The sequence below is a fragment of the Streptococcus sp. HMSC073A12 genome, from assembly GCF_001812815.1.
Lineage (GTDB): Bacteria > Bacillota > Bacilli > Lactobacillales > Streptococcaceae > Streptococcus > Streptococcus vaginalis.
Map to the genome: position 1 here is coordinate 1 of NZ_KV810560.1, position 20,156 is coordinate 20,156.

At 38.8% G+C, this 20,156-nt stretch carries 20 protein-coding genes; 8 read left to right on the top strand and 12 right to left on the bottom strand.

Annotation, left to right across the window (positions count from 1 at the left end; genetic code table 11):
• Positions 1-29 precede the first annotated feature (29 nt).
• The 3 genes from HMPREF2876_RS08335 to HMPREF2876_RS08345 all read left to right on the top strand — a co-directional run bounded on the left by HMPREF2876_RS08335 (position 30) and on the right by HMPREF2876_RS08345 (position 1,731).
• Complete coding sequence (locus HMPREF2876_RS08335; RefSeq protein ID WP_050203440.1) at positions 30-248, top strand: DUF3173 family protein; 219 nt, start codon at positions 30-32, stop codon at positions 246-248.
• On the top strand, positions 241-1,431 hold the full coding sequence (locus HMPREF2876_RS08340) for a site-specific integrase (RefSeq protein WP_050203441.1): 1,191 nt from the start codon (positions 241-243) through the stop codon (positions 1,429-1,431). The genes HMPREF2876_RS08335 and HMPREF2876_RS08340 overlap by 8 nt, the downstream gene beginning before the upstream one ends.
• 90 nt (positions 1,432-1,521) lie before the next feature.
• Positions 1,522-1,731 carry a hypothetical protein gene (locus tag HMPREF2876_RS08345; protein ID WP_049519934.1) on the top strand — a complete coding sequence of 70 codons (210 nt, stop codon included), beginning with the start codon at positions 1,522-1,524 and terminating at the stop codon, positions 1,729-1,731.
• Positions 1,732-1,823: 92 nt separating this feature from the next.
• On the opposite strand, the gene guaA is transcribed toward HMPREF2876_RS08345, so the two are convergent.
• Complete coding sequence (guaA, locus tag HMPREF2876_RS08350) at positions 1,824-3,383, bottom strand: glutamine-hydrolyzing GMP synthase (protein WP_070241687.1); 1,560 nt, start codon at positions 3,381-3,383, stop codon at positions 1,824-1,826.
• 141 nt (positions 3,384-3,524) lie between these two features.
• Here guaA and HMPREF2876_RS08355 point away from each other — a divergent pair, with 141 nt between their 5' ends.
• From HMPREF2876_RS08355 to xerS, 5 genes are all read left to right on the top strand, one after another.
• On the top strand, positions 3,525-4,223 hold the full coding sequence (locus HMPREF2876_RS08355) for a GntR family transcriptional regulator (RefSeq protein WP_003024508.1): 699 nt from the start codon (positions 3,525-3,527) through the stop codon (positions 4,221-4,223).
• 115 nt (positions 4,224-4,338) lie between these two features.
• Complete coding sequence (locus HMPREF2876_RS08360) at positions 4,339-4,671, top strand: putative DNA-binding protein (RefSeq protein ID WP_003024506.1); 333 nt, start codon at positions 4,339-4,341, stop codon at positions 4,669-4,671.
• Between the two features lie 60 nt (positions 4,672-4,731).
• Entirely contained in the window at positions 4,732-6,282 is a 1,551-nt protein-coding gene (gene ffh / locus HMPREF2876_RS08365) for a signal recognition particle protein (protein WP_024051544.1), read from the top strand.
• A gap of 75 nt (positions 6,283-6,357) precedes the next feature.
• Entirely contained in the window at positions 6,358-6,657 is a 300-nt protein-coding gene (locus tag HMPREF2876_RS08370; protein ID WP_224783692.1) for a hypothetical protein, read from the top strand.
• 240 nt (positions 6,658-6,897) lie between these two features.
• Positions 6,898-7,968, top strand: a complete 1,071-nt coding sequence (gene xerS, locus HMPREF2876_RS08375; RefSeq protein WP_070584661.1) for a tyrosine recombinase XerS — start codon at positions 6,898-6,900, stop codon at positions 7,966-7,968.
• 61 nt (positions 7,969-8,029) lie between these two features.
• On the opposite strand, the gene ucpA is transcribed toward xerS, so the two are convergent.
• The 11 genes from ucpA to HMPREF2876_RS08430 all read right to left on the bottom strand — a co-directional run bounded on the left by ucpA (position 8,030) and on the right by HMPREF2876_RS08430 (position 20,115).
• Positions 8,030-8,827, bottom strand: a complete 798-nt coding sequence (ucpA, locus tag HMPREF2876_RS08380; protein ID WP_070584663.1) for an SDR family oxidoreductase UcpA — start codon at positions 8,825-8,827, stop codon at positions 8,030-8,032.
• Positions 8,828-9,178: 351 nt separating this feature from the next.
• Positions 9,179-10,168, bottom strand: coding sequence for a lipoate--protein ligase (locus HMPREF2876_RS08385; RefSeq protein WP_003034477.1), 990 nt, complete (start codon positions 10,166-10,168; stop codon positions 9,179-9,181).
• A gap of 8 nt (positions 10,169-10,176) precedes the next feature.
• Complete coding sequence (gene lpdA / locus HMPREF2876_RS08390) at positions 10,177-11,880, bottom strand: dihydrolipoyl dehydrogenase (protein ID WP_070584665.1); 1,704 nt, start codon at positions 11,878-11,880, stop codon at positions 10,177-10,179.
• A 31-nt stretch (positions 11,881-11,911) separates the two neighbouring features.
• Positions 11,912-12,955 (bottom strand): dihydrolipoamide acetyltransferase, encoded by a 1,044-nt coding sequence (locus HMPREF2876_RS08395; protein WP_070584667.1) that lies wholly within the window; start codon positions 12,953-12,955, stop codon positions 11,912-11,914.
• A 107-nt stretch (positions 12,956-13,062) separates the two neighbouring features.
• A complete protein-coding gene (locus HMPREF2876_RS08400; RefSeq protein ID WP_024051536.1) occupies positions 13,063-14,055 on the bottom strand; it encodes an alpha-ketoacid dehydrogenase subunit beta in 993 nt (330 codons plus the stop codon).
• A gap of 13 nt (positions 14,056-14,068) precedes the next feature.
• Entirely contained in the window at positions 14,069-15,037 is a 969-nt protein-coding gene (locus HMPREF2876_RS08405; RefSeq protein ID WP_070584669.1) for a thiamine pyrophosphate-dependent dehydrogenase E1 component subunit alpha, read from the bottom strand.
• Positions 15,038-15,198: 161 nt separating this feature from the next.
• Positions 15,199-16,359, bottom strand: a complete 1,161-nt coding sequence (locus tag HMPREF2876_RS08410; protein WP_070241692.1) for an ATP-grasp domain-containing protein — start codon at positions 16,357-16,359, stop codon at positions 15,199-15,201.
• A 19-nt stretch (positions 16,360-16,378) separates the two neighbouring features.
• A complete protein-coding gene (locus tag HMPREF2876_RS08415; protein WP_070241694.1) occupies positions 16,379-17,119 on the bottom strand; it encodes an esterase family protein in 741 nt (246 codons plus the stop codon).
• Between the two features lie 34 nt (positions 17,120-17,153).
• Complete coding sequence (locus HMPREF2876_RS08420; RefSeq protein ID WP_024051532.1) at positions 17,154-17,978, bottom strand: alpha/beta hydrolase; 825 nt, start codon at positions 17,976-17,978, stop codon at positions 17,154-17,156.
• Positions 17,979-18,109: 131 nt separating this feature from the next.
• Complete coding sequence (gene trmFO / locus HMPREF2876_RS08425; protein WP_024051531.1) at positions 18,110-19,444, bottom strand: methylenetetrahydrofolate--tRNA-(uracil(54)-C(5))-methyltransferase (FADH(2)-oxidizing) TrmFO; 1,335 nt, start codon at positions 19,442-19,444, stop codon at positions 18,110-18,112.
• A gap of 173 nt (positions 19,445-19,617) precedes the next feature.
• A complete protein-coding gene (locus tag HMPREF2876_RS08430) occupies positions 19,618-20,115 on the bottom strand; it encodes a phosphoribosylanthranilate isomerase (RefSeq protein WP_024051530.1) in 498 nt (165 codons plus the stop codon).
• Between the last annotated feature and the right edge of the window lie 41 nt (positions 20,116-20,156).

Genomic DNA, 20,156 nt, shown 5'->3' on the forward strand with positions numbered 1-20,156 from the left:
TATTATAACATGAAAAGGAGAAAAATGCTATGTTTGTAATAAAAACAGATTTAATGAAGTTGGGGTTTAGTTCATGGCAAGCTATGATGTTAGTTAAGCAAGCAAAGGCAAAATTGGCTAGTCAAGGGTTAACATGGTATGAAAGCAAAGGTCTTGGTCGTGTTCCGTTAGAAACCGTTGAGGAAATTTTAGGCGTAAAAATTGATGAAGCCGATTTGATTGACAAGGAAATAGCAGAACATGCCTAAAATTTCTAGCATTTATCCTATGCCAAATGGTACGTATAGAGCGACTGTTTCTCTAGGATTTGATGTTCAGACTGGTAAAAGGATACAAAAGTTTAAAAATGGCTTTAAAACGCAAAAGGAAGCTCAAGAGTGGCGCTTACGTATGCTTGCTGACTTTGGTAAAGGTTCTATAACCGTTAATAGCACAATGACCTTTAAAAAGTTTCTTGATGATTATTTTATACCAGACTATAAAAGCCAAGTAAGAAAACGTACTTTTGATATGACACAATCAAAATTTAAAAGACTGTCATATTTTGAGAATATGAAGTTATCGGATATTCAAGCTCCTCATGTTAAGCAATGGCAAAATTCAATGTTTATAGAGGGGTTGTCTAATAATTATATTCGTTCTGTTCATCAAATCTTACAACAAGTCTTTGATTTAGCAGTTAAACTAGGTATGTTATCAAGTAATGTTGCTAAAACGGTGGGAAACGTAAAGAAAGACCGCCCTAAAGTCGATTTTTGGACGGTGGAAGAATTTCAGCTATTTATTGGTACATTTGATAAATCTAATATCTATGAATTATTGTATTTTACTACATTTTGGTTTTTCTTTATGACTGGAGTTAGGACAAGTGAATTACAAGCTATTGAATGGTCTAAAATTGATTTTGAAAAAGGTACAGTTTTAATAGATTGTTCAATGTATTATAAAAATCAAAAAGAGTGGTATCTTACTGATACAAAATCTATATCAGGTGTAAGGCTTTTGTATCTCGATGATGATACATTAGAACATTTGAAATATTGGAAGAAAGCACAATCTCAAATAGGGGAATGTAAATTTGTATTTTCCATAGCAGATAGTCCGTTGGTAAAATCAACTCTTAAACGTGTTCTAAAATCTCATAGTGATTACGCAAAAATAAAATCAATAAGAATTCATGATTTAAGGCACTCTCATGCTAGTTTTATGCTCTCTCTAGGAATGAATGATTTAGAAATGCAAAATCGTCTAGGACATGCTGATATTAAGACCACACTTGGAACGTACTCTCATTTAAGACCAAATGCAATGAAAGAAGTAGCTACTAGAATGACTGGTAAAGTAGTGGTGAGCGACAATAACATCAGAAAAAGTAAATTTAATGGCAATCAGCATACTAAAAAATTTCAATCTAAAGTTTTATCTGACTAGCAAAGTCTGTCTGATTAAACTTTTGATTCCTACGGTAAACTATTGAAGTTTACCGTATTATTAGTTATAATTCATATACAAGGGGGTTCTATGATGAAAGATGTTCAATTAAAACAAAATCACGTTCGACATTCAAATTCTATCAGCGATTTAGAAAAAATGTTTGATGATGGAGAGTATGTAAGTGATGAAGAATTCCTTAAAAGTTATGAGTATGTCGAAACAAATGATGAAGGTTATGAAATATGGCATTTAAAACCACATATTCAAAAACAGATTAAAGATAAGTATGGTTTATAGGAAAAATTATTTTTTTGTTGTTAAATTGTTGTTAAAGCAAAATAAAAAGCCTTAGAAATATTGATTTCTAGGCTTTTTTTAGCTCATTAACTCTATTCCCACTCAACCGTTGCTGGTGGTTTGCTGGTAATATCGTAGACAATGCGGTTGACGTGGTCTACTTCATTGACGATACGAACAGAGATTTTTTGTAGTACTTCCCAAGGGATTTTAGCGAAATCTGCTGTCATCCCGTCGATAGAAGTAATAGCACGAATAGCAATGGTATAATCATAAGTTCGACCATCCCCCATAACACCGACCGAGCGAACACCAGTATTCACAGTGAAGTATTGCCAAATATCACGATCAAGTCCAGCTTTCACGATTTCTTCACGGAGAATGGCATCGGATTCGCGAACAGTTGTGAGTTTTTCTTCGGTAATCTCGCCCATAATACGAATGGCAAGTCCTGGGCCTGGGAATGGCTGACGCCAAACAATTTCATCTGGCATACCAAGTTCTGTACCAAGCGCACGAACTTCGTCTTTATAAAGTGTATTGAGAGGCTCAATCAACTCAAACTGCATATCTTCTGGCAGACCACCAACATTATGGTGAGACTTGATAGTTTGAGCAGTATCTGTACCAGATTCGATAACGTCAGTATAGAGCGTTCCTTGTGCGAGGAATTTTACATCTTTTAACTTGCTAGCTTCATCGTCAAAAACATAAACAAACTCATTACCAATGATTTTACGCTTTTGTTCTGGATCAGATACACCAGCTAATTTATCAAGGAAACGTTTGGCAGCGTCTGCTTTGATGATATTCAGACCGAATTTTCCTCCAAGGGAATCCATGACTTGATCTGCTTCGCCCTTACGGAGCAATCCATGATCTACAAAGATGCAGATAAGCTGGTCTCCGATAGCTTTTTGAAGAAGAACGCCAACAACGGATGAATCAACACCACCCGAAAGACCCAGAAGAACACGTTTATCGCCAACCGTTTCTCGAATTCGCTTGATTTGCATTTCAATAAAGTTATCCATTGACCAGTCGCCTTTGGCGCCACAAATATTCAAAGCAAAATTGCGTAGAATATCATACCCATAAACAGAGTGGCGTACTTCAGGGTGAAATTGAATGCCATAAATCTGCTTTTCAGGTTGTTCAATAGCTGCAAATGGACAGTCGGCAGAAGTACCAGTACGTACAAATCCTTTAGGAATTTCGGTGACAGCATCTCCATGACTCATGAGAACGATTTGATTTTCAGGAGTTCCTGCAAATAATTTAGAATCAGTATGAGTGAGCTCGGATTGACCGTACTCACGGTTTCCGGCATTTCCAGCAGGTACAACTTTCCCGCCTAATTTGTGAGTCAAAAGCTGCATTCCATAGCAAATTCCCAAAATTGGAATACCCAATTCTAAAATTTCAGGATCAATGTCAAATGCTCCTGCTTCATATACGGACTTTGGTCCACCTGACAAAATGATTCCGACTGGATTTATCTCACGAACCTCAGCAGCTGTGATTTTATTGCTTTTCAGCTCAGAAAAAACACCAATCTCGCGGATTCGGCGTGAAATAAGCTGATTGTATTGGCTCCCATAATCCAGTACAATAATTCTTTCAACATCTTGCAATTCAGTTGTAGTTGTCATTTCTTCCCTTTCTTAAAAGAATTTTCTTTTTTTATTTTAACACAAAATAGAGACTTTTTCCAATAACATTAAGTAGCGATTGACTTTTATTTCAATTGATAATACAATGAAGAGGGGAAATCATTCTTGAAAGGGGTTACTATGCTTCCAGCCTATATTAAAATTCACGATCAAATAAAAAAAGAAATCGACGAAGAAATTTGGAAAATCGGACAGCGATTGCCAAGCGAGCGCGATTTAGCTGAACAATTTGAAGTTAGTCGCATGACACTCCGTCAGGCAATCACTCTTTTAGTAGAAGAAGGAGTACTGGAACGTCGTATGGGAAGTGGTACATTTGTAGCCAGTACGCGAGTTCAGGAAAAAATGCGTGGCACAACTAGCTTTACAGAAATTATCAAAGCCCAAGGCAAGACACCATCGAGCCAGCTGATTTCTTATCGCCGAACATTGCCAAGTAAAGAGGAAGTCGAAAAATTAGGAATCGAAAAGACGGAAAACGTCATTCGTATGGAGCGGGTGCGGTATGCGGACAATATTCCTGTAGTTTACGAAGTCGCTTCCATTCCAGAGAAATTCATCAAAAATTTTAATAAAGAAGAAATTACGAAGCATTTTTTTCAAACCTTACAAGAACATGGCTATAAAATCGGAAAATCTCAACAGACCATCTATGCTCGTCTTGCAAAAGAAAAGATTGCGCAGTACTTAGAAATTCCTAGAGGACACGCCATTCTTGGTTTGACACAGATTTCTTATTTTGACAATGGCACCGCTTTTGAATATGTTAAAAGTCAGTATGTCGGCGAACGGTTTGAATTTTATTTAGAAAACAACTGATCTGTTTTACATAATTTAATATACGTAAACACCCTTGGTAATTTAAGAGTGTTTTTTAGTGAGTAAAGCTCTTCGCTAGTAGAGTTTATCTGTATTTTTTGATATAATAATCTTTATGGAAATTGAAAAAACCAATCGAATGAATGCTCTTTTTGAGTTTTATGCAGCGCTTTTAACAGATAAGCAAATGAATTATATTGAGCTTTATTATGCAGATGATTATAGTCTAGCTGAGATTGCTGAAGAATTTCAAGTTAGTCGTCAGGCTGTTTATGACAATATCAAACGAACAGAAAAGATTCTCGAAGACTACGAAATGAAACTGCACATGTATTCAGATTATATCGTCAGAAGTCAGATTTTTGATCAAATAATGGAAAAGTATGCAGATGATACCTATTTACAAGAGCAAATTTCGATTTTATCCAGTATTGACAATCGAGAATAGTGAATTGTCAGCTCAAAAATATCCAAACATCAATAACAATAACTAGGAGAAATACATTTTATGGCATTTGAAAGTTTAACTGAACGTTTACAGAACGTTTTTAAAAATCTGCGTCGCAAGGGCAAAATTTCAGAGAGTGATGTTCAAGAAGCGACCAAAGAGATTCGTTTGGCACTCTTGGAAGCCGATGTAGCTTTGCCAGTTGTTAAAGACTTTATCAAGAAAGTTCGTGAACGTGCTGTCGGACATGAAGTTATTGATACGTTAAATCCTGCTCAGCAGATTATCAAGATTGTTGATGAGGAATTGACCACTGTCTTGGGTTCTGATACGGCAGAAATTATCAAATCTCCAAAAATCCCGACTATTATCATGATGGTCGGTCTTCAAGGTGCTGGTAAGACTACGTTTGCCGGAAAGTTGGCCAATAAACTCAAGAAGGAAGAAGGGGCTCGTCCTTTGATGATAGCTGCTGATATTTATCGTCCAGCAGCCATTGATCAACTTAAAACTCTAGGTCAGCAAATCGATGTACCAGTCTTTTCATTAGGCACAGAAGTACCAGCAGTAGAGATTGTTCGTCAAGGCCTGGAGCAAGCCAAAGCTAATCACAACGACTATGTCTTGATTGATACGGCAGGTCGTTTACAAATTGACGAAAAACTCATGAATGAGCTGCGCGATGTCAAAGCACTAGCTCAACCAAATGAAATCCTCCTGGTCGTAGACGCAATGATTGGTCAAGAAGCCGCGAATGTGGCTCGCGAATTCAATGCTCAGTTGGAAGTAACTGGGGTTATTCTGACTAAGATTGATGGCGATACACGTGGCGGTGCAGCCTTATCTGTCCGGCAAATCACTGGCAAGCCAATTAAGTTCACTGGTACTGGAGAAAAGATTACCGATATTGAAACTTTCCACCCAGATCGGATGTCTAGCCGCATTTTGGGCATGGGAGATATGCTGACCTTGATTGAAAAAGCTTCTCAGGAATACGATGAACAGAAATCACTTGAGATGGCTGAAAAAATGCGAGAAAACACTTTTGATTTCAATGATTTCATCGACCAGCTAGATCAAGTGCAAAACATGGGACCAATGGAAGACTTGCTAAAGATGATTCCTGGCATGGCTAACAACCCTGCGATGAAGAATTTTAAGGTAGATGAAAACGAAATTGCTCGTAAACGTGCCATTGTATCATCTATGACACCTGTCGAACGGGAAAATCCCGACCTTCTTAATCCAAGTCGTCGCCGTCGGATTGCTGCAGGTTCTGGTAATAGCTTTGTCGAAGTGAATAAGTTTATTAAGGACTTTAACCAAGCAAAATCCGTCATGCAAGGTGTCATGTCTGGCGATATGAATAAGATGATGAAGCAAATGGGGCTCAATCCTAATAATTTACCGAAAAATATGCCAAATATGAACGGTATGGATATGTCAGCCCTTCAAAATATGGACATGTCCGCTTTAGGGGGAGCTGGTAATCCTGATATGAGCCAGATGTTTGGTGGCGGACTTAAAGGAAAAATTGGCGAATTTGCAACCAAACAAGCCATGAAACGTATGGCAAATAAAATGAAAAAGGCTAAGAAAAAACGAAAATAAACATATTTTGTAGTAAATGATGATTGGAATAAAGCAGTTCAATTTGGTGGGCTGTTTTATTTTTTTGAAAAACTATTGACATTTGATGATAAACGTGTATTCGAGAAATTTCAGGAGAACAATTACAACGCGCAGGTATCTGTCGTGCGTTGTGCTATGATAAATCAACCAGAACTTTTATTTGCTGATGAACCTACAGGTGCTTTAAACTCAAAAATCAGCCAGAAAGTGATGGAAAGTTTTAAAGAAATCAACAAAAAAGGTGTGACTATTGTTTTAGTCACTCATGATAGCAAGGTATCAGCTTACGCCAACCGAATTGTTTTTATGAAATATGGCAAAATACTTACTGAACTAGAACATATAAAAAAATAAAACCAAGATATTCAAAACGATAACGATATAACGATATTGATAATATAATAAGATCAGTTGTATAAAATTCAGTGATTCCAACCGATCTTATTTTGTATTGTGTATTATCTATTACAAAGTAAAGAAACGAATCTTTCAATAGACTCTTACATACATCTTTCCGAAAAACTATAATTTTCTTGAAAAAAATACAGGAGTGTGCTATACTTCTATTTATAGAAAATGATGGAGAATATCTTAATGAAACGCGAAATATTGTTAGAAAGAATTGAAAAACTAAAGGCCATCATGCCTTGGTACGTTTTGGAATACTATCAGTCTAAATTGACTGTTCCATACAGTTTTACAACCTTATATGAATATCTCAAAGAATATGATCGCTTTTTTCATTGGATTTTAGACTCTGGAATTGATGATGGGCCGCAGATTGCAGAAATTCCTATGTCAGTATTGGAAAATATGACTAAAAAAGATATGGAAGCGTTTATTCTTTACTTACGGGAGCGTCCATTGCTTAATGTTAATACTACACAGAACGGAGTATCGCAAACCACCATTAATCGCACTCTTTCTGCTCTCTCTAGCCTTTATAAATATTTAACTGAAGAGGTGGAAAATGAGAATGGGGAACCTTATTTCTATCGTAATGTCATGAAAAAAGTGTCTACTAAGAAAAAGAGAGAGACTTTAGCCGCGCGCGCTGAAAACATCAAACAAAAACTCTTTTTGGGCGAAGAAACTGAACAATTTTTGAATTATATTGATGAAGAATACCCTAAAAATTTATCAAATCGGGCTCTCTCCTCTTTTGACAAAAATAAAGAGCGAGATTTGGCAATCATAGCACTGCTTCTTGCATCTGGTGTTCGTCTATCCGAGGCAGTAAATCTTGATTTGAAAGACCTAAATCTTAAAATGATGGTCATTGAAGTTACTCGTAAGGGCGGGAAAAGAGATTCTGTCAATGTTGCAGCTTTTGCCAAAGCTTATTTTGAAAGGTATCTGGAGGTTCGCTCTAAACGTTACAAAGCGGAAAAATCAGACACTGCCCTCTTTTTGACAGAATATAGAGGTGTTCCTAACCGGATTGATGCTTCTAGTGTAGAAAAGATGGTTGCTAAGTATTCTGAAGATTTCAAAGTTCGAGTGACACCTCACAAACTCCGCCATACGCTGGCTACTCGACTTTATGATGCTACTAAATCTCAAGTTTTGGTCAGTCATCAGCTAGGACATTCCAGCACTCAAGTTACAGACCTCTACACCCATATTGTTAATGACGAACAAAAAAATGCATTGGATAACTTATAAAATAAAAAATTTGCATAATTTAAGGTATGCAAATTTTTTATTTGAATTGAGCTAAATGCTGCTAGTTTGTGCCCATGCTCATAGTTTCTGGTAGGGTACTACCGCCGTCAATGACGATTTGAGATCCTGTAAGATAGGAGGATTCATCACTACCTAAAAAGGCAAAGAGTTCCCCTACTTCTTGCGGTTTAGCTAATCTTTTCATTGGAACAGCGGCCGCAATATCTTGAATAGGAACTTCTGGATGTTCTGGGTTGGATTCCAGGGCCATTTTTTCGACCATCGGTGTCCGAGCATAGCCTAGCTGGCTGCAGTTAACCCGGATATTGCGATCGGCATATTCTACTGCCAAGGCCTTGGTTAAGCCGACCAGAGCTGCCTTGGTCATCGCGTAAGCTGCTTCTCCAGCATCAGCAACCAAATCGCCTGTCACAGATGATGCGATGACGATAGCGCCTGCTCTCTGTTTCAACATGGGCTTGATGGTTGCCTGACAAGTGTTCCAAACGCCCTTGATATTGACATTAATATGTTGATCCCGTATCTGGTCTGTCATTTCTTCAAAGGGCGCCAGCTTGCAGATACCAGCATTACAGCAGGCAATATCAAGATGCCCAAAGGCTTGGATAGTCTGAGAGACAGCCGCTTCCAAATCTTCTAGACGACTGACATCACCGATATAGCTGATAATATCTATTTGATAGCTGTCACGAAGTTCTTGAGCAGTTGCTTCTACTTGAGGGTCTCGATCAAAAAGGCAGAGCTTGGCGCCATATTTAGCATAGACTGAGGCAATGCCCTGACCCAGACCGAGAGCCGCTCCAGTAATCAAAGCAACTTTTCCATCTAATTTAGCCATAGTAACCATCCTTTCTAAAACGAAGAAGTCTGACAGATTTTTGTGACATTTTATGATGTATTTCTAACTTTAGTCTAGTACTTTTCTAGTTGCTTGTCAATATAATAATGAAGGAAAACCTCGCATTTGCTATGATGTTTCGTCCTCTTTATAAAAAATCTATCCAATAATTTCTGTAGGGTTCGATAATAAGGAACTTGCTCCAAAGCGGATATTCTTCAAGCGATTATTGGCTGTGGTGTATCCCAGAAGCATCTGAACATTCTGATAACCAACTTCTTCAAACTATAGAAAAAACATCCTTAGTTAAATAAATGTAAGAATGTTTTTATTTTGTTATAGTCTTGTGATTTAGCCAACCACTGCTTCTGCAATTTCTTCTTGGCTAATTCCAGCGAAATAGCGAGAAATATCCAGGTTTTCAAGAGCATTTAAAACATCTTCTCTTTCATATTTAACACCCTTGAGGACTTCTTCTACTGCTGCTACATCTTCGATTCCAAAGAAATCTCCGTAAATTTTGATGTTTTCGATTTTTGACTGAACAACATTGGCAAAGATTTCCACTTTACCGCTAGTAAATTTGGTACTACGATGAACATTGTACTCTGGCGATTTGCCATAGTTCCAATCCCAAGTAGCAAATTTAGTTTCCTTGATATGGTTGATTTCAGCTAGTTCATCATCGGAGAAGACATATTCTGTCATTTCTGGATATTCTTTCTTCATATAGTCTAGCAGGAGGTCGCGAAATTGCTCGACAGTAATCTTTTCAGGCAATTCATCAATGATATTGGTTACACGAGCTCGAACAGACTTAACACCTTTGGACTCGAACTTGTCCTTGGAAACTTTTAAGGCATTCGCTAAGACGGATAATTCTACGTCAAAAAGCAGGCAGCCGTGGTGCATGATTCGACCATTGATGTAGGCCTGAGCATTGCCACAGAACTTTTTACTGTCAATTTCCAAATCGTTGCGCCCTGTAAATTCGGCTTTTACACCTAATGCTTCCAAGGTCTTGATGACCGGAATAGAGAAGCTCTTAAAATCAAAGGCTTTGTTCTCAGATTCTTTGGAAATAATGGTGTAGTTAAGATTGTTATAGTCATGATAGACAGCTCCGCCTCCACTGATACGACGAACAACCTCAATGCCATTTTCACGTACAAAATCTCGATTGATTTCCTCCACGGTATTCTGATGACGTCCGACAATGATAGAGGGTTTATTGATCCAAAGCAAGAAAATCATATCTTCATCAAGGAGATGCTTGAAAGCATATTCCTCAAGAGCGATATTAAAAGCTGTATCGTTACTATTATTGATAATGTATTTCATAGTGTCTCTTATCTTTTCTTAGGGGCATGGATAGCCATGCCGAGTACGTCTGCAAATGCTTCGTACATAACTTCTGAGAATGTCGGATGACCGTGAATGGTCTTGAGCATTTCTTCCACCGTGATTTCCATTTCGATGATAGTAGAGGCTTCATTGATTAACTCGGCTGCAGCGGGACCGATGATGTGAACACCGAGAACTTCTCCGTATTTCTTATCAGCAATCACTTTGACAAATCCTTGAGCAGCATCAGATGCAATTGCTCGTCCGTTTCCTGCGAAGTTGAATTTGCCGATAGCTACATCGTATTTTTCGCAAGCTTGTTCTTCTGTCAGACCGACTGCTGCAACTTCTGGCAAAGTGTAGATGGCTGCTGGAGTTAGATTTAATTTAGCAACTACATGATTGCCTTTGAGAGCATTCTCTGCAGCTACTTCTCCCATACGAAAAGCTGCATGCGCCAACATCTTGGTACCGTTAATGTCTCCGGGTGCGTAAATTCCTGAAACAGAAGTTTCCATATATTCATTGACCTTGATACGACCGCGGTCTAGTTCAAAGTCAACCTCGCCAATTCCCTCCAAATCAGGCACGCGTCCGATAGAAAGCAAAGCTTTATCAGCTATGATATCTTCCTTTCCTGCAACTTTGATGCAGAGCTTGCCATTTTCTTCGATAATTTCTTCCAACTTGGTCTCTGTCAAAATGGTCATGCCCTTGCGTTCAAGAATGAGCCGAAGGTTCTTAGAGACTTCTGCATCCATAGCTGGAACAATCCGATTCATCATTTCGACAACCGTCACCTTACTGCCAAAGGTCATGAAAGCCTGTCCTAGCTCAATACCAACAACGCCACCACCGATGATTACTAAACTTTCTGGAACTTCCTTCATACCCAGGATATCATCGCTAGTCATGACAAGTGGTAATTCCATACCTGGAACGTTAATCTTGCTGACTTTTGATCCACCAGCTAAGATAATTTTCTTGGTTTCAAGAAGTTCAGAACCGTTCACTAAGACATTCTTATCTTTGGTAATGGTACCAATTCCTTTGTGAACATCAACATCATAGCTGCGAAGCAGACCTGCAACACCTCCGACAAGTGTGTTGACAACCTTGTTTTTGGTTTCCAGAACTTTATCCATATTGACGGTAAAGCTTGGATTTTCAATGATAATTCCGCGGTTTGCTGCATGGTCTAGGCTTTCAATAATTTCTGCATTGTGAAGATAGGTCTTAGTCGGGATACAGCCACGGTTGAGGCAGGTTCCACCTAGTTCAGATTTTTCAACAAGGGCAATCTTGCCTCCTAATTGAGCTGCTTTAATCGCTGCCACATAGCCAGCTGGTCCGCCACCAATAACCACAATATCATAAGCGTCATCACTCTTATTATCGTCGTTAGAAGTTGTGGTTGCAGTTGGTGTTGAACTAGCATCTGAAGCAGCCACAGTAGTCGGAATATTTTCTCCTTCTTCGCCCAGATAACCGATAACTTCCGTTACAGGAACAATCTCACCGTCTCCTTTTAAGATAGCAATCAAGTAGCCGTCTTCCTCTGCTTCTAACTCCATGCTGACTTTATCTGTCATGATTTCTAGAAGGATTTCTCCTTCTTTTACAAATTCGCCAACTTTTTTATTCCATTGAACAATCTGTCCTTCTGTCATATCAACGCCGGCTTTTGGCATAATTACTTCTAAGGCCATGTTTTTATTTTCCTCTCATTTAAACTTTCTCTTATACCAACATTGAAATTGGGTCTTCAATCAGTTCTTTTAGGTCTTTCATGAATTTAGCACCTGCCATACCGTCCACGACTCGGTGATCGATGGTTAATCCAAGACTCATAATTGGTCGAATCACAATTTCTCCGTTTACTACGACTGGTTTTTCAACGGTTGAACTGACTCCCAAAATCGCCGAATTAGGCTGATTGATAATTGGTCCGAAGGATTGAACACCAAACATTCCTAGATTGCTAATCGTAAAAGTTGAGTTTTGCAGCTCACTTGGGGCTAATTTCCCGTCTAAAGTCCGACCAATCACATCCTTAAAAGCAACAACTAACTCAGACAGACTCATTTTTTCGGCATTGTAAACCACTGGTGTCATAAGCCCGTTATCCATACCAACAGCCATAGCCAGATTGACATACTTATGCATGATAATGGTTTGCCCATCTTCTGTCAGAGACGAATTGAGATAAGGGTGCTTCATTAAGATTTTAACAACTGCCATAGAAAGTAAATCCGTAACCGCCATTTTCTTTCCTGTCGCTTCCATAATTGTCTCTAAAACCCTCTTGCGCAGCGCTAGCAACTCTGTCATATCTACATCATAATTGAGAGTGAAAGTTGGTGCTGTCAGATAAGAATCCACCATTCGTTTAGCAATGACCTTCCGCATTGGCGTCATTGGAAGGCGCTTAATTTCTCCATAAGGAGTGGTGTTGTCAGGTATTTCTTCCGCTTTCTCAATTTGAGCCGGAGACTTGATACTGTCTGAGTCAACATTTTCAGGCAGCAAAGCCAGAATATCCTTTTTCATAATCCTGCCGTGCACGCCTGTCCCTTGGATTTCCTGCCAAGCGATGTTATTTTCTTCTGCAATACGTTTTGCAAGGGGCGTAATTTTCACAATATTGAATTCTCGATAACTTTCAATATCTTCTTTGTGAATGCGTCCCTTTGCGCCAGTACCAGATACGTCATAGAGATTGATACCCAAATCATCTGCTAATTTTCTAGCAGCAGGGGTCGCTCTTAACTTATCATCAGTCATAGCTTCTCCTATTTCTTTTTTATTGATTGTTCTTTAATCTTGAACTGTTTTTGTATTTACATAATTTTGGTTATGTATAAATGTTGTAGCCAATATCAATTTCAGTTTTATTCTTTATTGTAAGTCTTACGGATAACCTCTTTGATACTTTCAACTGTCGGAATCATAGCATTTTCAAGATTCTGAGCATAAGGCATAGGAACATCTTCGCCAGCACAACGGCGAATTGGTGCATCCAAATAGTCAAATGCTTCTGATTCGGAAATGATAGCAGAAATTTCACCGATATAACCACTAGTTTTGTGGGCATCATTGACTAGAACGACTTTTCCTGTTTTTTTGACTGAGTTGATAATGATATCCTTGTCCAGAGGCACCAAGGTACGAGGATCAACCACTTCTACTGAAATGCCTTCTTCTACCAATTCTTCAGCTGCTTGCATAACCCTACGGAGCATTTTTCCATAGGTCACAACTGTCACGTCCGTTCCCTCTTTTTTGATGTCACCAACACCGAGAGGGATTGTATAATCAGGATCAAGCGGAACTTCGCCTTTTTGGTTGAATTCTGACTTGTACTCAAGAATAATAACAGGATTGTTGTCGCGGATAGAAGATTTTAGCAACCCTTTCATATCCGCAGGAGTGCCAGGTGCCACGACCTTTAAACCTGGAATGTGGGTAAACCAAGATTCCAAAGATTGTGAGTGTTGAGCAGCTGATCCGACACCATTTCCAGCTGCGCAGCGAATTGTCATCGGAACCTGACCTTTACCACCGAACATATAACGCGTTTTAGCAGCTTGGTTGACAATTGCATCCATGGCAATGACAGAAAAATCCATAAAAGTCATATCTACAATTGGGCGTAGTCCAGTCATGGCCGATCCTGCTGCAGCTCCTGAAATAGCTGCTTCAGAAATTGGACAATCACGTACTCGTTCTGGACCGAATTCTTCTAACATTCCGACAGATGTTCCGAAATCTCCTCCGAAAATACCGACATCTTCTCCCATTAACAACACATTTTCATCGTGACGCATTTCCTCAGACATAGCAAGGATAATGGTATCACGGAAGGACATTGTTTTTGTTTCCATTTTATCTCCTCTCTTAGTCCGCGTAAATATCTTCAAAAGCTGACTCAAGCGGTGGGAATGGACTTTCCTCTGCAAATTTTACAGATGCTTCCACTGCTTCTTTAACCTCTGCTTGGATAGCTTCTAACTCTTCGTCGCTTGCAATCTGATTTGCTAGCAAGTATTTACGAAGAGTTTCGATTGGGTCTTTTTTCTTCCACTCCTCTACTTCTTTGCGCGTTCGATACTTACCAGGATCAGAAGAAGAATGTCCTAACCAGCGATAAGTAACACTTTCAATCAAGACAGGCCCTTTACCACTTCGAACGTATTTAACAGCTTTTTGAAAACCTTCATAGACCTCAATAACGTTGTTCCCGTCTGGGATAAAGATGCCAGGAATACCATAGGCAGCACTCCGCTCATGAATGTGCTCTATATTGGTCATTTTCTTAATATCCGCAGAAATACCATATCCATTATTGATACAATAGAAAATCACTGGCAAATTCCAAATAGAAGCCATATTAACCGCTTCATGAAAAATACCTTCGTTCGTTGCTCCGTCACCAAAGAAGCAAACCACGATTTTATCTGTTTGGTGCATTTGCTGAGTGAGGGCGGCACCGACTGCAATTCCCATGCCTCCGCCAACGATACCATTTGCTCCTAAGTTTCCGGCATCCAAATCAGCAATGTGCATGGAGCCACCTTTTCCTTTGCAGGTTCCGTTATATTTGCCCATGATTTCTGCCATCATGCCGTTCAGATCAATTCCTTTGGCAATCGCCTGACCATGACCACGGTGGTTAGAAGTAATCAAATCATCAGGATTGAGGGCCAGCATAGCTCCAACGCTAGCTGCTTCTTCTCCAACAGAAAAGTGAGTCATTCCTGGAACTTTCCCCTTTTTTACGAGTTGGGCAATTTTTAAGTCCATCCGACGGCTCTCTTCCATTTTACGAAACATCTCTAGCATAAGATTTTTATCTAAAGTTGACATAGTCGAGCCTTTCTATGAGTGTAATTCTATAATTTCATTCTATCCAAACTAAAAAATACTGTCAAAATTTATGCTTGAACAATTTCACAAAGAAAAATCAGCTAACCTTGCTGGCAAGCTGATTTGAATTGACTAAATAAAAATTTCACAAATAGATTTTTCTACTTTTTCCCAAAATCCTCTATCATTCGATCGATTTCCGAACAACTTGGTGTTGTCAAAATATAATGAACATCTCCTTGTAAGTCTGCAAATGCCTTTGGCATGATTTTGACTGCTTTTAATTTATCGCCGTACTTTGCACGCAATTCTTCTTCTGAATACACATAATTTGAGGTTGAACGGCGTGAAGTAACCAAGCCATATTGTGCTTCGACTTGAGGTTGTGGGAAAGGTTCGCCATTCACAATATCTGCATATCCACGATAAAGGTCAATGGAGTGAGCAAAGTTATACAAATCAATCGTAAAAGCACCTGCTGGACGATTATTGTATTCTATGGCAATATAATCATCTCCGTCACGGAAAAATTCAATATGAAAGAAGCGTTCTTTCATGCCAAACGCTTTAATGATAGCTTCCCCATATTGACGTAACTTGGGATCCATGTCTTTTATAATATAATATGAGTTTTCATAATGATTCAAAACTAAGTCTAAAGGAGTATAAGCATAGTCGAAAGTTGTTGAAAACACAATATTTCCCTTTGAATCCAGTAATCCGTCAAACGTACAAATTTGTTCAGAGTCAACGAATTTTTCAAAGAAATAAACGGTTTGCTTATCCCACTCTTGTTTAAATTGTTCAACATCTTCAGTAGTTTCAAGTTTATAAGTTCCTGCTGCGCCAACTCCATTGTCTGGCTTCGCAATCATCGGAAGTCCAATTTTACTGACAGCCATGTCAACTGCCTGCAAGGTTTTTACAATTTGACCAGGAACGACAGGAACTCCAGCCTTTTTAAAGAGTTTCTTCATTTCAGACTTAAATTTTGTCTTTTTCAAGTCTTTTGGCTTTGGTCCTACAACATTAAATTGTTCACGCAATTTTGCGTCTTGCTCCAACCAATATTCATTGTGTGACTCAATGCGGTCAATTGGTCCGTGCTTGTAAAAAAGGAAGGCTACAGCACGTTTCACTTCATCAAGATTTTCTAAATTTTCCACACGAAAATATTCTGTTAAAGCATTTTTCAACGGTTGATCTAGTTGATCATAAGGTTCTTGCCCGATGCCCAAAACAGTAATTCCTTTATTTGCAAGTTCAACAGTAAATTGTTGAAAATTTTGCGGATAATAAGGTGAAATAACGATATAGTTCATAATAGTGTTTCCTTTCTAATCATAGGTTTAATTGATTGAGAAAATAAGGCATTTGCTTGCGCCACCAAATCCAGTCATGCGAAACATCATATTCCCATTCAGCAAACCATGCTGGAATGTTCTTATGTTCAAAGGCTTCTTTTAAGGTGTAGAAAGAAGGCAGTCCGTCCTGTTCCCATGCACCAAGTCCTGTACAGACAATGATATCAGCATTGCGATAGCGGTCAATAAACCAACCGTCGTTTTGATTCCAAATGTAATCTGCTGGTGAATTTTGATAAATTGCTTCATCATCTAAACAATCACCGACAAAGAAGCGGGCATCGTAAACTCCGCTGAGGGCGATGACCTTGTTAAAGACATCGGGGTGCTGGAGAAAGAAATTAACAGCGTGATAGGCTCCCATAGAACAACCTGTCGTCATCATTGGATCAAACCAACCTGTTTTATGCTTGATAAAAGGAATGGCTTCCTCAATGACATAGCGCTCATAAGCTCGGTGCATTTCCGCGCGGTCGTGAGGAGCTTTCCAATCAGCCAGCCAGCTTTCACTATCTACACTACTCAAAGTGAAGAATTGAATTTTTCCTGTTTCGATAAACCATGAACAAGCCTCAATCATACCAAAATCTGCATATTCATTGTGACTGCCTCCTGATGAAGCAAAAACGACTACAGGCATTCCAGCGTGCCCGTAACGATTCACATACATTTCACGATTTAAATGACCACTCCAATGACTTAAAAATTCAACATGCATATAAATTCTCTCCTCATATTCTTAATTAATTTATTTACCATTTTTCACTAAAGAAGCGAAGACAATCAGGTAAATGCTCAGCCCAAGCCATTTCATTGTGTTCTGCCCCAGCTTGAATATGAAACAATAGATTTTCCAAATCTAAACCGCCCGCAATTAACTGACGAAAGTAGGTTAATGACGAATCAATGTAAGCTTGCTTGATATTGCCAGCCATCAAGGTTTTATCGGTGTCATCTGCTTCTTCTGTTCCAACATAAATATAAATACGCTGATCTGCTAATAAGTTATGGCGTTCTATATAACGATTGAACGCTTCCTGATGCAGCCAGTTTGCAGATGAGAAAACACCCAAGCAGCCAATTTGCTCTTGGTATTCAATTCCCATAAACTGTGTAATGTTTCCGCCTAAAGAAGAACCAACCATAGCCGTGTGCGCTCGGTCTGACTTGGTACGATAATACTCGTCAACAAAGGGTTTTACAACTTCCATGACAAACTCCGCATACTCTGTCCCCTTGCCGCCAAATTGCATACCTGGAATAGTTGATTCTTGATATTTCCATGCAGAATACTCATTCATTCGATTAAAACCGTCATTGTCAATCGCCACCACAATCATTTTTTCAATATCGGGATTTCTCTTAATCGTTGGAATGATTTTCCAAGAATGTCCACTAAAAGACTCTTTACTATAAAGGATATTTTGACCGTCGTGAAAATAAACTACAGGATAGGATTTCTGAGTATCTTGCTCATAATTTCTAGGAAGTAGCACTCGAACACGACGCTTTTGTTTGCTATAAGGCACTTCTAATGCATGTTCCCTTACTTCAAGGTAAAAATAGGATTGATTCATTGTCAGAAAACTTTCTATTTTCAAAATTTTTATTTATTATATCATAAAATATACAAAAAAGTTAGGGAATTCCTAACTTTTTAATACTTTTATAACAAATCATCATTATTTCTATCTTTTCCAAAAGAAAACTAGAGATTTTGATAATTTTTGATAGCTTGTAGCGCTCGTTTTGCTATTTTTTCATAGCGTTCTTTTTTGTCTCGAATGCGTGGACCGTCCAACTCCTTGATAATTCCAAAATTGACATTCATTGGCTGGAAATGTTTGCTATCAGCATGCGTGATATAATGAGGTAAGCTTCCAATAGCAGTTGTTTCTGGAAAGACCAGAGCTTCTTCTCCATTGAAAAGTCTAGTTGCATTGATACCGGCTACCAGCCCAGATGCAGCGGATTCTACATACCCTTCTACACCGGTCATCTGACCTGCAAAGAAGATATTCTCTTGTTTTTTAGACTGGAACGTCTGTGTCAGGAGATTTGGTGAATCCATGTAAGAATTGCGGTGCATAACTCCATAGCGAACAAATTCTGCATTTTCTAATCCCGGAATCATCCGAAAAACGCGCTTCTGTTCACCCCATTTTAGATGTGTTTGGAAACCAACAATATTATAAAGGCTTCCAGCTGCATTGTCTTGACGAAGCTGAACGACTGCATAAGGTGTCTTAAATCCACCGTCACGAGGTCCTTTATAGTCATCTGGGTATTCCAAACCAACTGGCTTCATAGGACCGTAGAGCATGGTTTTTATTCCTCTTTTTGCTATCACCTCAATCGGCATACAGCCTTCAAAGTATTTTTCTTTTTCAAAGCTATTTAACGGTGCTTCCTCGGCATTTACCAAAGCGTCATGAAAAGCCATAAACTCATTCTTAGTCATAGGAGCATTGAGATAAGCAGCCTCTCCCTTGTCATAGCGAGATTTGAGGTAAACTTTCTCCATGTCAATTGTATTGACATCTACAATCGGTGCTGCTGCATCATAAAAGTAAAATCCAGCTCCACCATTTAGCGCGTGAATCTTTTCAGCAAGTGTATCACTTGTCAAAGGTCCCGTCGCAATAACAGTAATCGTATCATCAGGAATTTTGGTGATTTCCTCACGAATAACTTCGATTAAAGGATGGTTTGTCACCTCATCAGTCACCATTTGTGAAAAACCGTCACGGTCAACTGCTAACGCTCCTCCGGCCGGTACACGCGTAGCTTCTGCTGCTCGCATAATGATTGAATCCAAACGGCGCATTTCTTCTTTTAACAAACCAACCGCATTCGTTAGCGAATCCCCCCGTAGAGAATTCGAGCAGACTAGCTCTGCAAAATCACTAGTCTTATGTTGCGGAGTAGATTTCACTCCTCGCATTTCATACAGCTTAACAGGAATACCGCGTTTAGCAATTTGATAAGCTGCTTCGCTGCCAGCCAGACCAGCTCCTATGACATTGATATAAGATTGAGACATGAAACAAATACCTCTTTGGGAGGAGACTCCCACAAATCTTTCTAATTATTCTTAACCATTATAACAGAAAAAGCCCCTACTGACGAGTGAGACTTTCTAGAACGCAAATACACTAACTTATTAGTATCCATCCTCAAACATTGGTGTAAAGAATATAATGATTGGTCATGTATCTATTTCTTTAACATTTTTTCCAGATAAGCAATTTTAACAAAATCCTTATCATTATTTTGGTCATTTCGATAGGAATCTTGCGAAGATGCTGTGTAAATCTTAAGATATTGTTCAGCATCAGGAAGAAAATAAACTACCCCTGCTGTTTCATGTTTTACCAATTCATCTAAAGGAATCCCAGCAAAGTTTTCCAAAGTATTCATGCTACCAAACTCAACCGATAGATTTCCTTTTTGAAATTCGTGCTCGTGCAAATCTACTAATTGGTAGTCAAGCCGGTTCATAATCGTTTCAATCTTTTTAAAATCATAAATTCGTACCTCATCAGGTGCGTCCCATCCCCTAGGATCTCCTGGAACATGGATATCAATATCTCGTGCTTGCCAGTCGTGGCCAGTTACCTGTTCAAGCCCTAGTGAACCCATAAGCAAGGGAGTGATTCCAATTCCGTTCAATTCCTTTGCAATCTTTAAAAATTCATCAAATTTCTCTTTCATACAGTTTCCTTTGCTATATATAAAGAAAGTTTACATAAAAT

Excerpts from the sequence above, each read along its gene's own strand:
- HMPREF2876_RS08405 (WP_070584669.1), bottom strand. The coding sequence starts at position 15,037 with ATGTCAACTTTAGATAAAAATCTTATGCTAGAGATGTTTCGTAAAATG.
- HMPREF2876_RS08430 (WP_024051530.1), bottom strand. The coding sequence starts at position 20,115 with ATGAAAGAGAAATTTGATGAATTTTTAAAGATTGCAAAGGAATTGAAC.
- HMPREF2876_RS08420 (WP_024051532.1), bottom strand. The coding sequence starts at position 17,978 with ATGAATCAATCCTATTTTTACCTTGAAGTAAGGGAACATGCATTAGAA.
- HMPREF2876_RS08410 (WP_070241692.1), bottom strand. The coding sequence starts at position 16,359 with ATGAACTATATCGTTATTTCACCTTATTATCCGCAAAATTTTCAACAA.
- HMPREF2876_RS08355 (WP_003024508.1), top strand. The coding sequence starts at position 3,525 with ATGCTTCCAGCCTATATTAAAATTCACGATCAAATAAAAAAAGAAATC.
- HMPREF2876_RS08345 (WP_049519934.1), top strand. The coding sequence starts at position 1,522 with ATGATGAAAGATGTTCAATTAAAACAAAATCACGTTCGACATTCAAAT.
- HMPREF2876_RS08415 (WP_070241694.1), bottom strand. The coding sequence starts at position 17,119 with ATGCATGTTGAATTTTTAAGTCATTGGAGTGGTCATTTAAATCGTGAA.
- trmFO (WP_024051531.1), bottom strand. The coding sequence starts at position 19,444 with ATGTCTCAATCTTATATCAATGTCATAGGAGCTGGTCTGGCTGGCAGC.
- HMPREF2876_RS08395 (WP_070584667.1), bottom strand. The coding sequence starts at position 12,955 with ATGACTGATGATAAGTTAAGAGCGACCCCTGCTGCTAGAAAATTAGCA.
- HMPREF2876_RS08340 (WP_050203441.1), top strand. The coding sequence starts at position 241 with ATGCCTAAAATTTCTAGCATTTATCCTATGCCAAATGGTACGTATAGA.
- ucpA (WP_070584663.1), bottom strand. The coding sequence starts at position 8,827 with ATGGCTAAATTAGATGGAAAAGTTGCTTTGATTACTGGAGCGGCTCTC.
- HMPREF2876_RS08360 (WP_003024506.1), top strand. The coding sequence starts at position 4,339 with ATGGAAATTGAAAAAACCAATCGAATGAATGCTCTTTTTGAGTTTTAT.
- HMPREF2876_RS08400 (WP_024051536.1), bottom strand. The coding sequence starts at position 14,055 with ATGGAAACAAAAACAATGTCCTTCCGTGATACCATTATCCTTGCTATG.
- HMPREF2876_RS08385 (WP_003034477.1), bottom strand. The coding sequence starts at position 10,168 with ATGAAATACATTATCAATAATAGTAACGATACAGCTTTTAATATCGCT.
- ffh (WP_024051544.1), top strand. The coding sequence starts at position 4,732 with ATGGCATTTGAAAGTTTAACTGAACGTTTACAGAACGTTTTTAAAAAT.
- lpdA (WP_070584665.1), bottom strand. The coding sequence starts at position 11,880 with ATGGCCTTAGAAGTAATTATGCCAAAAGCCGGCGTTGATATGACAGAA.
- HMPREF2876_RS08335 (WP_050203440.1), top strand. The coding sequence starts at position 30 with ATGTTTGTAATAAAAACAGATTTAATGAAGTTGGGGTTTAGTTCATGG.
- xerS (WP_070584661.1), top strand. The coding sequence starts at position 6,898 with ATGAAACGCGAAATATTGTTAGAAAGAATTGAAAAACTAAAGGCCATC.
- guaA (WP_070241687.1), bottom strand. The coding sequence starts at position 3,383 with ATGACAACTACAACTGAATTGCAAGATGTTGAAAGAATTATTGTACTG.